9 protein-coding genes are annotated in these 16244 nt (G+C 53.3%); 6 read left to right on the top strand and 3 right to left on the bottom strand.

What is annotated here, in order from left to right:
- Nucleotides 1–45 precede the first annotated feature (45 nt).
- From DWB84_RS10990 to DWB84_RS10970, 5 genes are all read left to right on the top strand, one after another.
- On the top strand, nt 46–6726 hold the full coding sequence (locus DWB84_RS10990) for an Hpt domain-containing protein (RefSeq protein ID WP_187409843.1): 6681 nt from the start codon (nt 46–48) through the stop codon (nt 6724–6726).
- 42 nt (nt 6727–6768) lie between these two features.
- On the top strand, nt 6769–7743 hold the full coding sequence (locus DWB84_RS10985; protein ID WP_255428971.1) for a chemotaxis protein CheB: 975 nt from the start codon (nt 6769–6771) through the stop codon (nt 7741–7743).
- A 15-nt stretch (nt 7744–7758) separates the two neighbouring features.
- Complete coding sequence (locus tag DWB84_RS10980; RefSeq protein ID WP_187409841.1) at nt 7759–8238, top strand: chemotaxis protein CheW; 480 nt, start codon at nt 7759–7761, stop codon at nt 8236–8238.
- 68 nt (nt 8239–8306) lie between these two features.
- Nucleotides 8307–9836 carry a VPLPA-CTERM-specific exosortase XrtD gene (xrtD, locus tag DWB84_RS10975; RefSeq protein WP_187409840.1) on the top strand — a complete coding sequence of 510 codons (1530 nt, stop codon included), beginning with the start codon at nt 8307–8309 and terminating at the stop codon, nt 9834–9836.
- Between the two features lie 6 nt (nt 9837–9842).
- The gene (locus DWB84_RS10970; RefSeq protein ID WP_187409839.1) at nt 9843–12221 is read left to right on the top strand and encodes a tetratricopeptide repeat protein; all 2379 of its coding nucleotides are present in this window, start codon (nt 9843–9845) and stop codon (nt 12219–12221) included.
- A 197-nt stretch (nt 12222–12418) separates the two neighbouring features.
- Here the strand turns inward: DWB84_RS10970 and DWB84_RS10965 are convergent, their stop codons facing one another.
- The gene (locus DWB84_RS10965) at nt 12419–13441 is read right to left on the bottom strand and encodes a choice-of-anchor A family protein (RefSeq protein WP_187409838.1); all 1023 of its coding nucleotides are present in this window, start codon (nt 13439–13441) and stop codon (nt 12419–12421) included.
- A gap of 239 nt (nt 13442–13680) precedes the next feature.
- Nucleotides 13681–14658, bottom strand: coding sequence for a ribonuclease Z (locus DWB84_RS10960; protein WP_187409837.1), 978 nt, complete (start codon nt 14656–14658; stop codon nt 13681–13683).
- Nucleotides 14659–14775: 117 nt separating this feature from the next.
- Here DWB84_RS10960 and DWB84_RS10955 point away from each other — a divergent pair, with 117 nt between their 5' ends.
- Nucleotides 14776–15183, top strand: coding sequence for a GFA family protein (locus tag DWB84_RS10955; RefSeq protein WP_187409836.1), 408 nt, complete (start codon nt 14776–14778; stop codon nt 15181–15183).
- Nucleotides 15184–15256: 73 nt separating this feature from the next.
- Here DWB84_RS10955 and DWB84_RS10950 read toward each other — a convergent pair whose 3' ends face one another.
- Complete coding sequence (locus tag DWB84_RS10950) at nt 15257–16183, bottom strand: S9 family peptidase (RefSeq protein ID WP_187409835.1); 927 nt, start codon at nt 16181–16183, stop codon at nt 15257–15259.
- Between the last annotated feature and the right edge of the window lie 61 nt (nt 16184–16244).

Below are 16244 nucleotides of genomic sequence, written 5' to 3'. Positions count from 1 at the left end.
TAGCTGATGTGCCGGCTACGTACATAAATAGAACAGGACTCCGCAATGGGAGATAAACGTAACTACGCCGCCCTCGATTGGGTGATTGGCGAAATCGGCGAAACCCTCAAGGACGCGCGACAGTCTTTGGAGGCCTACGTTGAGGACCCTCGCGATACGGCGCGGATACGTTTCTGCCTGACTCACATTCACCAAGTGCACGGCTCGCTGCAAATGGTGCAATTCCACGGGGCTTCACTCTTCGCAGAAGAGATGGAAGCCTTAGCCGAAGCGTTGATGCACGGCCAGGTCACCAATGAAAAAGAAGCTCAGGAAGCGCTGATGCGCTCCCTGTTGCAGTTACCTCTGTATCTTGATCAAGTCAAAGTCCACCACGACGACCACCCCAGCGTGGTACTACCTCTGCTCAACGATTTGCGCGCGGTGCGCAAGCAGAGCTATTTGAGTGAGACCAATCTGTTCAGTCCGGATCTGTCCAGCCTCGCCGAGATTCGCGGTGAGCGCCATCCGATCCTGCAGGACAAAGCCAAACTGCGCGAAGTCTTCAAAAAGCTGCGCGAAATGTATCAATACGCCGCCGCCAGCGTACTGCGCGGGGTGAAGATCGACGAAAACCTCACCTATCTCGACAAGGTGCTGGTGCGTGCCGAAGGCGTCAGCCGCGGCACGGCTGCCCATCCTTTGTGGCAGGCAGCAGCTGCACTTTTGGAAGCGCTGGTGCGCGACGATGTGGAATTGAGTATTGCGGTGCGCGGACTGCTGCGTCAGCTCGCGCGTGAATTGCGCGTGCTGGAGGAACACGGCGTCGCTGCGCTGGATGCGCCGCCGAAGGAAGGCCTGCTGCGCAACCTGTTGTACTACGTCGCCCAGGCGGAAGACGGCGGCTCGCGGGTCGCTGAGGTCAAACAGCGCTACGGTCTGGACGGCGCCTTGCTCGGCGGAACCTCCACCCGCGCGCAAATGCGCAAAGGTCTTATTTCTCCCCCCGAACCCGACGCCATCCGTGCTGTGGTGGTGGCCCTGCAGGATGAACTCAACACCTGCAAACACCTGTTGGACTTGGCTCTGTCCGGCCAGGGCGGTTTGAGCGACCTGGAAGAAATGCTGCCGATCATCAAACGCATTGGCGATACCCTGGCGGTGCTCGGTATTGGCGAAATGCGCAAGCAGTGCATGCAGCAGTACGACGCATTGGCGCGTATCCGCAGTGCGGGCAAATTCGGCGACAGCGAGCTGATTGATATCGCCAACGGCCTTGCCACCCTGGAAAACCGTTTGGAAGCCATCGCCAAAGGCGCGGGCAAAACGACCGATTACGCCAACCTCGACGAGCGCGAGGTGGAAATCGACGCGGCCAAACACGCGGTGTTGGTGGAATGCCGCGCGGGCATGGAGACGGTCAAGGAAACCATCGTCGAAGCCATGTCCAATCAATGGAACACCAGCAACTTGCCGCGCGCGGTGGAGACGCTTCACCACGTCCAGGGCGGTCTGCTGATGGTACCGCTGCCGCGCCCGGCGGCGATTGCCGAAGCCTGCAGTGTTTATATCCGCGATCAGCTGTCCCACCGCCCAGCACTGCCGGGCCGGGAGCTTCAAGCGCTGGCAGAAGCCATCGCCAGTATCGACTATTTCCTCGAGCGCCTGATCGGCGGTCACGGCGACGATCTGGATATGTATCTGGATTTGGCCGAAGAGGCGCTCGCCCAGTTGGGTCATTCCGTCAACGGTAAACCACTGCTGGAACCGACTGCGACAGTGGCGCGCGAACCGGCTCCTGCACCAGAGGTCGCGCCCACCCCTGTGGCGGCTCCAGCAGAAGAAAGCATTGTCGAAGACCAAGCGGAAGAGGAGCCAGCCGCTGCGGTGGCGCCGCCGCTGGTTGCCGAAGGTTTGGTAACGGCGGAAGAGCTTGAAGAAGACAACGAAAGTGATATCGATGATGAGATCATCGATATCTTTATCGAAGAGGCGGCTGACGTTCTGGCCACGTTGGAAGAGTACGTACCGCGCTGGGCCGACAATCTCGGCGACGAAGACGCCATGGTCACAGTGCGGCGCGCCTTTCACACGCTCAAAGGCAGCGGTCGTATGGTGGATGCCCAGGACATAGGTGAACTCGCCTGGGCAGTGGAAAACATGCTCAACCGAGTACTGGATCGTACCGTCCCGGCTCAACCCGCTCATATTCATTTGATTGAGCGCGTTTTGAAGGTTGTGCCGGCATTGATCGACGCCTTCAAAAACCGCCGTCCGCACCCGGACCCGGTTCGCTGTCAGCAGTACATCGATTGGGCGCAAGAGATGGCTCAGGGCCGCTTCCCTGCAGCTTTGGATTCCTCCAGCCAGTACCAGGATTTCACTCCGGAAGCTCCAACCGTCGAGCCCGAGCCGGAACAGGAAGCGGTGCTTCAAGAAGAAAACGAAGACCAGGTTTTGTGGGAGATCTTTGCGTCCGAAGCGACCACTCACTTGGCGGTGGTGGACGAATATATTGCGGATATGATCACTGCTGCGCCTTTGTACACGCCGCCGACCGATCAACTGCAACGCGCTTTGCACACCCTGAAAGGCAGCGCTCATATGGCGGGTGTGGCTCCGGTTGCGGCCATAATGGCGCCGCTGGAAAACTTCATCAAAGAATTGCGCAGCTACCAGATCCGTATCGACGACGACATTTTGCAGTTGTTGCAGGATGCGGCGGCTTATACCCGCGAAGGTCTGGAATGCATCTACGGCCACCGCCCGGTGGTGTTGCCGAAGCAAGAACAATTTGTCGCCCGGGTGCAGGAGCTTTATGAGCTGCACTTGGCGCCGTTGATCCACCTGAAAGAGAGCAGCGGAGGGGAAAACAAAACCGTCGACCCGCGCATGCTCGCCATTTTTATGGCCGAGGAAATGCGCCTGTTGTTGGACGCCGATCTGCTGCTGGCGCGCTGGCGCAATGAGCCAGAGGCTATCAACAATGAATTGCCGCCGCTGCTGAATGAATTGCGCACCCTGAGCGAAGGTGCGCGGCAGGCGAATCTGCCAGCTGTCAGTCTGCTTGCTGAACAGCTCCAGGCTGCACATCAGGCGGTGCTCGATGGACGTTTGCCGCGTGACGACAACTTCTTCGATGTCACCATTGCCGCGCATGAAAAACTGCTCGATATGGTGGACCAGATCGCCGCTGGCCAGACGATCCAGCCATTGTCCGCCGAACTGCAGAGCCGTTTGGATGCGTTAGCCGCACCTGCTGAACTTGCCGAAGCAGAAGAGACCGTCGCTGAAGAGTTGACTCCCGCGGCGGAAATAACGGCTGGCGAAACCACGCCGGAAGAACCCTGGCTGGCACAGGAAACCCTGTTGACCGACACCCTCGCCGAACAGCCTGAAGTGCTGGCAGAAGCAGACGTGCCAGCGGATGAAGCTCAGGTCGAAGAGGAATCTCAGGCGGAAGAGCAAGAATCAGCGGAAGCCGGCTGGATCGGCGAAGAGCTGCCGAGCTCCGAGCTGCTGTTCGATAACCAATTTGCTGCTACCGACGAAATTGCAACAGACGCCGATGTTGCGGCAGTGGAAGAAACCCTGCTGGAAGAAAACACGCCGCTGGATGAAGAAGAGCTGATCTACTTCTCTGAAGAAAGCAGTGAAGGTGAGCTCACTGCTGGCGACTTCCTGATTGCGGATGAAGAATCCGCGGATGCTGGCGAGTTTGATGGCCTGTCCTTTGATGCTGAAGCAACCGAGGAGGAATTGGTCAGTGCGGATGCACCTCTATTAGAGGAGGAGCAAGCATTCGCCGCTAATGATCATTGGTCAGCCAGTGAAGGGTTGGTTGCAGAAGCCAATTTGGCTGACGATTCTGCACAAATTGCAATTTTAACCAACGAAATCCCCGACGATTCCAATCTGTCGGCGGAAGATTTCGTGATGGACGAAGAAGAGTTCTTGTTGGCGGAGCAGGAGATCTCTGCCGAGCAGCCGCTTTTTGCTGGAGAAGAGCAGACGCCGTCTGATCTCTATGTGCCGGTGGAAGACGATGCATTTGCAGACGAACCGGCGGAGGAGCAGGATCTTCAGTCAGTCGAAGAAGACGCTGTCGTTTTGCAAGAGGAAGAGCCAGTCGTTCTGGAGGATGTGGTAGAGCCAGAGCTGATCGCAGAAGCGCAGGCAGATGCGGAGCAACAGGTGGACGAACCTGCTGCCGAAGAAGTTTTTGAACCGGTTGAATCTCTACAGGTGCTGCAAACCGCAGCAGATGTGGAACCACCGCCGGTGACTGTGGTGCAGCCAGCGGCATTTGCCCCAAGTACACTGGATACCGCTTATATCGACGAAGCGGACTTCGATCCGGATATTCTGGAAATCTTCCTCGACGAAGCTTTTGAGCTGATCGAGGAGATGGACGAAGCGATCCACGATTGGGAATCCAATTGGGATAACCGCGACGCTCCGGACACTATGAAGCGTGCGCTGCACACCCTGAAGGGTGGTGCGCGCTTGGCAGGCCTGAAAAACTTGGGCGAGCTCGCGCACGACTATGAATCCTTCTTGATTGTCTCAAGCGACCCATCGAGCGATCCCACCTATTTCCAAAAATTGTTGGCCTATCAAGATCAAGTGCTCAACGGCGTGCGCGCTGTAAAAGCGCGGCTTGATGGTGAGCCGCCACCGGAGCCGATCAAGACCTCTGCCGCCGTGCCGCCGCCAGTCAAAGCACCTGTAGCAGCAGAACCAGTTGCGCCGTCCGCTGCCGTGGAAGCAGCACCAGTCACGGAGGAAGTGCCCAGCGCGCCTGTTGCTAAGGCGGTCAGCCCGGTGGATGAGGGCGACGACCTGGATGACCACTTTATGGCCCCGGCGCCGCGCGGACCAGCCATGCCGCAAACGACCAAACGCCAGGGTTCGCAGGAGATGATCAAGGTCTCCGCGGACCTGCTGGAAGAATTGGTCAACCTCGCAGGCGAAACCTCTATCAGCCGCGGCCGCCTGGAACAGCAGATCAGCGATTTGAGCGGTGCGGTGGACGAAGTGGATGGCACCTTGCGCCGTTTGCACGAACAATTGCGCCGTCTCGATATCGAAACCGAAGCCCAGGTTCTATTCCGCCAGGAAAAAATGGCGAGCCACGAAGGTTTCGACCCGCTGGAGATGGACCGCTACTCCCAGTTGCAGCAGTTGACCCGCTCGCTGATGGAGTCGGCGTCCGACTTGGTGGACTTGAAAGCGACTCTGAGCGAAAAGATCCGCGATGCCGAAACCCTGCTGTTGCAGCAGTCGCGCATCAACTCTGCGTTGCAGGAAGGTCTGATGCGCTCGCGCATGGTGCCTTTCTCCCGCCTTGTACCGCGCCTGCGCCGTATAGTTCGGCAGGTGTCCGGTGAGCTCGGCAAACACGTCAATTTCGAGCTGGATAACGTCGAAGGTGAAATGGATCGCTCGGTACTCGAGCGTATGGTCGCGCCTTTGGAGCATATGCTGCGCAACGCGGTCGACCACGGTATCGAAACGCCGACCGACCGCATAGCGGCAGGCAAACCCGAAACAGGTCGTATTCTGCTCAGCCTCGCCCGCGAGGGTGGCGATATTCTGTTGCGTCTGGCGGACGACGGTCGCGGTATCAACTTGGCGCGAGTGCGCGCCAAGGCGATTGAACGCGGCCTGATGACTGCGGATGCCAATCTCAGCGATCACGAAGTCATGCAGTTTATTCTGCAGGCGGGCTTCAGTACGGCGGAAAACGTCACCCATATTTCCGGCCGTGGCGTCGGTATGGACGTGGTAGCGGCGGAGATCAAGCAGCTCGGCGGCACCATCGTCATAGACTCCAAGATGGGCGTCGGCACCCAGTTCACTGTGCGCCTGCCGTTCACCGTATCGGTCAACCGCGCGTTGATGGTACAGCTGGGCAATGAGACCTACGCCATTCCTCTCAACACCATCGAAGGTATCGTACGGGTCAGCCCGTTCGAGCTCGAACACTATTACAGCCATCCCGAAGCGCGCTTCGAGTACGCCGGGGAGAATTATCAGGTGCGTTATCTGGCTACCATGCTGGATCGCGACCATTTGCCGAATCTGGAAGGCCAGGTCTTACCTCTGCCTGTCATATTGGTGCGCACGGCGCAGCACACTATGGCGCTGCAAGTGGATGGTCTGCAGGGCAGCCGCGAAATTGTGGTGAAAAGCCTGGGCCCGCAGTTCGCCGCTGTGCAAGGTTTGTCCGGGGCTACCGTGATGGGCGACGGTTCTGTGGTGGTGATTCTCGATCCGCACGCCCTGGTGCGGCGCGAAGTCGCGCTCAGCAGTTTGCCTGCTCCGGCAAAACCCCAGGCTTATTTGCCGCAGACCGAACCGTCGCAGCGAACCATTATGGTAGTGGACGACTCGGTGACTGTGCGCAAGGTGATGACCCGCTTCCTCGAACGCGAAGGCTTCAACGTCATTACGGCGAAAGATGGTGTGGATGCACTGCAGGTGCTGCAGGAAGAAATCCCGGACTTGATGCTGCTCGATATCGAGATGCCGCGTATGGACGGTTTCGAGGTGGCGAAGAACGTGCGCTCAACCAGCCGTTTGCGCCATTTGCCGATCATCATGATTACTTCACGCACTGGCGACAAACACCGGCAGCACGCGCTCAATATCGGGGTTAACGAATATCTCGGCAAACCTTATCAGGAAGAAGTGCTGCTCAAGACCATGGAATCGCTTCTCAACAAGCAGCCTAAGAAGGCGTGACCTACAAGCGTCCGGGTCGCCGGTTGATATGAGAAGCGCGTGATGATGAACAACGGTCTGGCGATAGGAGTGATCGCAGCCTCGATCAAGCAAGTGAGCGAGCTGGGCCGTTTGGTAAAAGGTGCGGGCTATAACGTGGCCGCTTCGGTGGAGATCAAACCCGGTTTAACCACGCCTCTGCCGCAGGTGGATGTCTGGGTTGCCAACCTGGATCTGCACGATCCGAGTGTGCGCAGCGTGATGGACTATCTCGATCTCGATGGTCCGCCGGTCATATATGAAGACGATCTGCAGATCGTTCCCCCGCCGACTAAAGCGGTGGATGAAAAGCCGTTGTTGCCCGCGGAAATCCGCCAGCAGAAAGAGCGGCGCCTAGCGTTGAAGCTGCGCCAGTTGGTGCGCGATTCGGCCGCAGAGACTCGCCGTCGCGCCAAAAAGGTCTGGGTGTTGGCCGCCTCAACGGGCGGACCGGAAGCCGTAGCGGAATTTCTCGCCGGTTTGCCGGATGAACTGGAAGGCGTGGCGTTGCTGTATGTTCAGCACATCGAACACCAGGCGATGAGCAACCTGCAAAAGGTCGTGACCCGCCACTGCGGTTGGGCTGTGGAAACCACGGAAGAAGCGCGGGTGATTCGCGAAAACACCGTGTATCTCATATCCCCGCAGCATCAAGTCGAATTATTGGAGGGCGGCGTTTTATCGCCTCTGCAGGAGCCTTGGGGTGGTCGCTATAGACCATCGATCGATCAGGTGATCGCCAAAGTCGCCAGGGTGTATCGCGAGCGCGGCGGGGTCATTGTGTTTACCGGAATGGGGGACGACGGCGCCAACAGCTGCACCATGATGCACCACCGCGGCGGGCAAGTGTGGATCCAAGAAGCCGCTTCCTGCACCATCGATTCCATGCCGGTAAGCGTGGCAAAAAAAGGTTGTGCCCAATTCAGTGCTACGCCGGCTGAGCTGGCGCGGCGGTTCGTCAAATTGCACCAAGAGGGATTGCGACCCCAGCAGTCGTAACGAGAGAGATGTTTTATGAGTGATCTGGAAAATCTGCCGTCCGACCCGGTGGAATGCATGATGATTCCCATTAAGGCGCAGACTTTATTGGTGCCGGTGGTCTCGGTAGCGGAAATGGCACTGGTGGCGCCGATTTTCCCGGATAACAGTGGACCTGACTGGTTTCTCGGTTATTACAGCTGGCGCAATGGCCGTGTGCCCTTGTTGAGTTTTGAAAAACTCAACGGAGAGTCCGTGGCGGGCATCAACCCGAACGGGCGAATTGCGGTGTTCAACTCTACCGGCGTTGATGATGAAGTGCCGTTTATCGCCATTCCGACTCAGGGGATTCCGCGCAATATCACGGTTTCCAAAGAAGATATTCTCGGCTACAACACTGCCACCCACGTTTACGAATTGATGCATGTACGTGTGGGAGTGGAAGAACTGGTGATACCCGATATTACAGGTCTGCAAAAAGCATATTGCACCTATAAAAATACGCGCAGGTTGTAAGGCATAAGCCGCTTGTAGGGAAAATAAAAGGATCTTCGGGCATTTGCCCCTTCTGGATTTGAATTTTTATGAGGTTTTTCTCCCGCTACTGGTCGCTTTTTCCTCTGGTCAGTATCCCTTTTCTGTACCTGCCAGCGTTGCACAATCTGTGGCAGCGCTGGATGACGGAAACCGAATTTAGTCACGGATTTTTAATTCCGCTGATCAGCCTTTACATCATCTACGAACGCCGCCAGGACATCCGCACCAGTGCGGCCAACGGCAGCGTCTGGGGCGTGTGGATGATCGCATTTGCGGTGGTGTTGCTGCTGTTGGGAGAAATCAGCGCGCTATTTGCTGCGAAACAAATTTCTTTTGTGGTTCTGCTTTTGGGATTGGCTTATGCCTATCTTGGAAAAGGAGCGGGGCGCTTATTGCTGGCGCCAATTTTGATTTTATTGTTTGCCATTCCGGTTCCCTATTTTATCGAGGCCATTTTGACAGCGCGTCTGCAATTGCTGTCGTCGGAACTGGGGGTGATGTTTATCCGCTGGATGGGCATACCCGTTTTTCTCAGCGGTAATATCATCGACCTCGGCAATGTGCAATTACAGGTAGTGGAAGCGTGCAGCGGTTTGCGTTTTTTATACCCGCTGATGAGCATAGGTTTTATCCTCGCATATTTTTATCAGGCGCATTTTGTTAAGCGTCTGCTGATTTTCGCCTCCACCATTCCCATCACTATTTTGATGAACAGCTTGCGCATTGCGCTCACTGCAGTGCTGGTCGAGAAATACGGCCAAGTCGTGGTAGAAGGGTTGGTTCACGATGCGGAAGGTTGGCTCACCTTTGGCGGCTGTTTATTGCTATTACTTGCGGAAGTGTTTCTCCTGGAACGGTTGACGTCACGCCGACCTTTGCTCGAATGCGTCGGCATTGACAGTCCAAAAGTCGGCGCCGCAGTGGGGGTGGTAAATCTGCACACCCGGCCAGCGTATTGCGCGCTGATATTGCTGATTTTTTCTGGTTCTGCGTTGTACGTGTTGAGCAATATTCAGCGCACAAACGTGCCGGAAACCAATCTTGCGTTATTCCCCCATCAATTGGGAATGTGGCGCGGCCAAATGTCGATTATAGATGCTGATATCGAAAGGAAATTATCTTTCAGTGATTATTTAATGATGAATTTTCATCACCCGGACCGGATGGAGCCGATTAATTTGTATATTGCGTTTTACGCCAACCAACGCAATGGTGAATCGCCCCATTCGCCGCGAGTATGCATTCCCGGAGGTGGCTGGGAAATGGAAAACTTTGAGCGCACTTATCTAAATGGAATGCCGGTAAACCGGACTCTTATTACTCGCGAAGGACAGAAGCAATTGGTGTACTACTGGTTCGCTGAGCGCGGGATGATAGTCGCCAACGAATATTATAAAAAATGGTTGCTGCTGAAAGATTTTTTGAGCACGGGGCGTAGTGACGGATCTTTGATCCGTGTGACGATTCCCGTGGTAGACGCCAACAACTTGGCGCAGTCAGAACAAATCATTACAGAATTTATTGCCTCGGCACATCCCGTGATTCTCCAATATCTCCCGGATTCTTCTTTTAAATAGGTATTTATGGTGTCTTATTTCCGCCTAGCCCCCGTCGTTTTGCTTGCCGCTGTCATGGCGGGAACAGCATGTAAAAATAAAAACACCGCACAGGATTATCTCGAAAATGCGGATCGATTCTACCAGCAGCAAGAATTGGATAAAGCGCGCGTCGAATATCGCAATGCATTGGCTCTGGATCCCAATAGTGCGCAAGCCCATTATGGTCTTGCCAAGATTGCGCGGGAGAAGCAGGATCAGGCGGCGCTGCTTTTTCATATTGCCAAAGCGGCACAGCTCGACCCGCAAAACGCGGATTACCTATTTGAACACGGTGAGCTGGCGATTCTCACCGGCGACTTACAGGTAGCGCGCAGTGCCGAGAAAAAACTGCGCGAACTGAGTCCGGGCAGTGCACACAGCGCGCAGCTTTCTATTGCCTTGGCCATTGCGGAAGAGCGCTGGGTGGATGCGGATCAGATAGTGGATGAAAGTTTGAAGTCCTATCCTGAAAGCGCCGAATTGTGGGGGCTTGCCGCAGTAAGCGCTAAAAAACAACACCGTTGGGAACGCGCGCTGTCTGCGTTGGATCGCGCTATTCAGTTGGCGAAGGACCCATTGCAATATCGATTGCTGCGCACTGAAGTCAACCAAGAGCGCGGCGATGTTGAATCGACCATTACCGATTTGACCGCACTGATTGAACAGGTGCGCTATCCGGAACCGCAAATTTTGCAATTAACAAAATTGATTTTTGAGCGGGACGGACAAGCGCCAGCAGTGGAAACTCTGGTTTCCTATATAAAACGCTTCCCCGAAGCCTATGCTTTGCAGACGCTGCATGTCGATCTGGTGAAAAACCAGGATTTGCAAAAAGCGGGGGAGTTGCTTGATCGCTATATCCAATCGGCAACCAATCCAACTGGGCTGCTTTTTTACCGCGTATATGCGGCTTTGGCTAATAATAATCTCCAGTTGGCGCGGCAGGATTTGCTCACCATTGAAAAACGCGCGGAAAATGATGAAAAAGCCCTTTATGAAGCGCGTGCATTGCTCGCTGAGCTTGCATGGTTGACGCAGGATTGGAACAGCGCCGAGTCTTATGTGGATCAGGTCCTCAGTGTTAACAGCAGCCACCAATCCGCCTTGTTGCTTAAGGCCAAATTATTGATGCAACAAAATCAGACGGAAAAAGCGGTGGCACACCTTAATAAGTTATTGAGCTTAAACCGCAATTCCGTCGAAGCCCTGGCAATGTTGGCCGCGCACAATCAACGGCAGGGAAAGAGTGGCGTAGCCCATGATTATTATCAGAAGGTTTTGCAGCTGGACCCCAAACATTATGACGCTATGAAATATTTAATTGCCGAGAGCTTCAGCAAGGGCCATTACGCCAATACGGATGCGCAATTGAGCAAGGCCCTGCAAGCATACCCCAATGATATTTCCTTGATGAGCATGCAATTGCAGCTGGCGGCATTGCGCAAAAATTACGGTGACGCCAATAAAATTCTCGAACAATTGCAGAAGTTGAATGCGGACTCGGCCGATATTGCCTATTTCCGTGGTTTTATTAAACAGCAACAGGGCAACCACAAAGCCGCTATGCAGGATTTTGCCGCAGCAGTCAGTGCGCGCGGAGGTTTTGACAAGGCGTTGCAGGCAATGGTGACAAGCGCTCAGCAAATACGTGATAGTGCATCATTAAAGCAATTTTTGCACAAGCATATTGTGCAATATCCTGCCGATTTAAGTGCACTTCTGTTGCATACACGTCTTGCGGATGCGAAAGAGTTGCCGCAGGCAAAAGAGAAAGTGGAGGCCGCTCTGCAGCAATATCCGGATTGGGGGGAGGGCGCGGTTTTATTAGCGGAGTTGCAACGCAATGCCGGTGATGAAAAAGCGGCGCTCGAATTGCTTCAGACGCAGTATCAACGAAGTCCCAGTGCTGGAGTGGGGATTGCCTATGCCCGTTTTCTGCAACAATCCGGGACTCCGGCAGAAATTGCGGCACTTTATGAAAATCTTTTAGCGAACTATTCCGATAATGATGTAGTGCGTAATAACTACGCGTCATTTCTGCTAGCTTCTGAAGCAGCAACAGATTGGCGCAAAGCGTTGCAATTGACCGAAGGATTCGCCAACTCAGAAAATCCGGCGCTGTTGGATACCTATGCCCAGGCAGCTTTGAAAAATCAGAATATCGAGCGCGCCATATTTACCTTTCAGAAAGCGCTATCTATTGCTGATATTCCGGACATTCAATTGCATTACGTCGAGGCACTTAAAATGGACGGAAAAAGAAAAGCGGCTCTGGATATTCTGGATAAGTTGCAAAAGCAGGCGGAAGCCTCAGGCAACAGCAGTTTATTGGAGAAAGTGATAGGGTTGAAAAATTCATTGTAGAGTTCTGACCTGATGGCTCTGTCTATTCAGAAATCAGCTAATGCTGATCCCAGCAAACGCCCCGATGTGTCTTATCGGACATTTTGTTTCTGTGAGGCCCTGAGCCAAATCCGAGATTTATGTATGAGATGAACTGGTGATGGACAAATCACGCGCAATAAAAAAGGCCCCGAAGGGCCTTTTTTATTTCTTTAATTTCAAGCCAATGCAGGGACTGCATTAATTTCTTCTGTGGTTGCTTGCTTACGCTTGCGCCACTGTTGCAAGCCGAACAAGCATGCCATGCCGATCAACATAAATTGCAACGGAGCCGGCAGAGGAACTTCTGATGGTGGCACAAATGTATAGTTGTGGATCTGACGATTTTGGATCAGCGATTTTACGGCGATAGAACCGTCAGCTGTGCCCAGATTCACCAAATCTGCGCCTATAGCCAGCAAAGAACCGCGGAAAGTATCCAGGCCTTGCAGGTTCAGATAGGTCGCATCGTAGAAGTTCCAAAGGATATTGCTGGCGCCCAGGTTGAAAGCATCGGCGTTAGCGGCAAAACCGCTGGTGAAATTAATTCCGCCAGGAGCGGTGAAGTCATAAGCCAATTGGCCCGCGCCGCCAACCAGGTGAGCGGTGGAAACGTTGATGATGACGGTTTCAGCGGAACCGGCATTCAACTCCAGACGAGCGTTTTGACGGAAAACATCAGCCGCGTTCACGGAAAACACAGCCACGCTGTCGGAACCGGAATAGTTCAAAGATACAACGTTGGGACTCGCAACAACACTGCCGTTGGCAGTCAGGTTGCTGTAGCGTTCAGAGGTATCGTAGAGCTCGCTGATGATGTTGTCGCGTTGATTTTGCAGGTCGCTCTGGTTGCCCTTGAGCAGTTTACCGCCGCCGTTGAAATTAAAGCCGGTGCCGCTCACATTACCACCGGTGACCACATTGCCTGCCTGTACATTGAACCAGCTGTTGTTGCCGGTGATATTGCCGACAACCGTCAGCGAATCCAAAGTGGGGCTTTTGGTTAGATCCAGACCGAGGTCAAGAGAATTTTTGGCGATGACGTTGCCGCCGACGAAAATCTTACCGCCGACAGAAGAGGATTGGTGCGTGTAATCCTCCGCAACGATCAGGTTGTACTCACTTAAGGGTAAAGCAAAAGCCCCTAAGCTTAATAAGCTGGTTGAGGCCGCGAATAAGGCCCTGGCAATCAATCGTTTCATATAGTCTCCGTCTTGTTGAAGTGTCCGCTATAGCCAAGGTTGGCTCTCATTGCGAAGCAGCGTGACACTTAGCACGTCTCGTGCCGTTTTGTGCCGGTTGGACCAGGGGCTTCCTATATGATTGATTTGCAAACAAAAAAATTAGACAAATGTCGCCGAAAATCTGCTGATGACAGAAAAAATGACACGGGTGTAAGAAAATTCGGCAGTGTTGCGTAGGGACTCGCTGAGAATCCCTATTAAGCTGGATTTGACGACGGTTCAATTCGGTGAAGCACCCCTGTTTTATCCAAGCGGTAGTGCGCAAAGTCCTCTGCCAGAAACAGATTACCTTGATAGTTCGCGGAGGCCTCCTGGTGCACATCCATAATGGACGGTGATTTGGTTGCATCTCGCTGATAACGCGGGCTGAAATGGGTGAGGACGAGGTTGGGAATAGCGGCATTATTGGCAAAGGAGGCGACTCTGGCGGCAGAGCTATGTCCCCAAAGCTCGCCGGATTTCCGTGCTACCTCCTCGGTATAGGTCGCCTCGTGAACCAGCACGTGACATCCAGCGCTGACGTTTGCCAACAATTCCGGCGTGTCATTGTCTCCACACACTACGATTTTTCGCGGTTCATAATCGAACAGTAAATACTCTTCTGCGCGGAGCCACTTTCCGTTTAACTCGACATCCACACCTTTTTTGATTTCTCCCCAGAGCGGACCGCGGGCAATGCCATGCGCCTGCAATTTTTCCTGATTTAGACGCGACTCCTGGCGCACCTCGGTAAAGCTGTAGGCATAAGACGGAACTCGATGAGATAAGGCCACAGAGCTGACGACATAATTGCCGATCGACTGTTCCGCTAAAGATTCTGCAGCGAGAAATTGCAATTCAAAAGGCAGATGCAAGGATGTGTGCAGCATAGTGCTGTTGAGCCATTCCTGAATTCCTGCGGGAGCCACAATTACCAGCGGCTCCTCGCGTCCACTCATGCCAGCACTGGCTAAAACTCCGGGCAGACCATAACAATGATCACCGTGAATATGGGTGATAAAAATGGCGCCGAGGCTGCGCAAAGATAAGGGCGTGCGCAAAATCTGATGCTGCGTTGCCTCGCCGCAGTCGACCAAATACCAGCTCCGGCCGGACGTTTCCAGCAATGCGAAACCTGTTACGTTGCGGAACTTGGTTGGTGTACCAGCGGATGTGCCCAAAAAAATAAATTCCATAACGGACTCGTTGCAGAAATGACTTGTGGAAATGTACTGCAATATGGGTCGATAATCACGCGGTACACAACATCCTAATCGCCCAACCCAGCAAACCTGACTAGCGGAGACACATTTATGAAAGGAAGTTGTTTATGCGGCACCGTAACCTACGAAATCGACCCGCCTTTTAAAATTTTCCAGTACTGCCACTGCCAACGCTGCCGAAAATTTACCGGCTCCGCCCACGCCTCCAATATATTCGTTCCGCCGGAAAGATTTCGTTGGTTGAGCGGTGAAGAAAAAGTAGGGCGCTTTGAAATTCCCGAGGCAAAATATTTTTCTACCTGCTTTTGCAAAAATTGTGGCTCGTCTCTGCCATGGCATGTCAAAGGCGGAAAAAATGTGGTGATACCCGCAGGTACATTAGACGACGATCCAGAAATCAGGCCACAGCAAAATATCTTCTGGGACTCCCGCGCCTGCTGGTATGTGGAATCACATGAACTGCCGAAATATAGTGAGTTGCCACCTAAAAAACACTAGTCGTAATAGCATGGGGACGCGCTCGTAGTGTCCTTAAGTCAAACGATGACGCTACGAGTGGGATGGTCTTAATTTATTTGATATGCAGTTTTAACCAGTGGTGAATATCTTCAACCACCTGTTCCGCTTTTGAAATTCCATCTGTGTTTATTAGGCCGTGATCCAAATCGGGGTAAACCACAAAGTCGAGATTGCTTTTTCCCGAAGCTTTAAGGTTTTCCACCATGGCAGTAGCATTTTCCGCTGATACAGATTTATCCTGGCCTGCTTGAATAATAAGAGTGGGGATGCGAATTGAGGTCAAGGTATTTTGCATATCGTAAGTCAACATATTGCGCCACCATTTATAACCGTGATTGCTGACCTCCAACTCAAAAAAATCTCCCATAACAATTTGCTTGGCAAATTCGCTGAAGCCGGCGATTTCTTCCTCTAGAATATCCTCCGGCGTGGTCAAACGGATATTGTGAAGTACATCATCCAGAAAATAGCGGCCGCCGGCATTGATCAGAACTGCAGCGTCTATTAAATCGGATTCTGCTGCAATCATTGCAGCTATTTGAGCGCCCTCGCTGCCTCCAAGGGCTATCACTTTTTGGTAAGCATATTTTTGCTGGACTGAATTAAGCGCCTTTTTCAGATCCGTAACTCTTTGTTCGGGATTATCGTGCTGAATATATTCTTGGGGGCAACCTGATCGCGCTGCGTCAAAAGAAGGCGGTAAATCTGCAGTGATGCCACGTTTCTCAACCAATAGTACATCTGCAGAAGGCCAGAGCTTTTCGATATGGTCTTGCAAAAATCTATCGTGCAAAACACTGTTGCAGTCGGAACCTTGTAAATAAAGCAAAAGTGTTTTGGCAGAATCAAATTTCATATAAAAGTCAATTGTAGAGCCGTCGCTTCTTGAAAGAGCGACTCTTTCTGGCAATGTTGAAGTTGTGCTGATGATGGAGCAAGAAAAAATGAAGGGGATACAGATAAGCAGGAAAGATTTCATTTGTAGTTATTCGTGTTTGTCGAATGGTTATGGATTTGTGTTTGGCTGTAGAGTCCGCGCC

Origin of the sequence: Saccharophagus sp. K07 (assembly GCF_014336955.1) — a bacterium.
In the GTDB taxonomy this organism is placed as follows: Bacteria; Pseudomonadota; Gammaproteobacteria; order Pseudomonadales; family Cellvibrionaceae; genus UBA5868.
The sequence above is the reverse complement of the archived record's forward strand: the minus strand, read 5'-3'. Positions and strand labels throughout refer to the sequence as shown.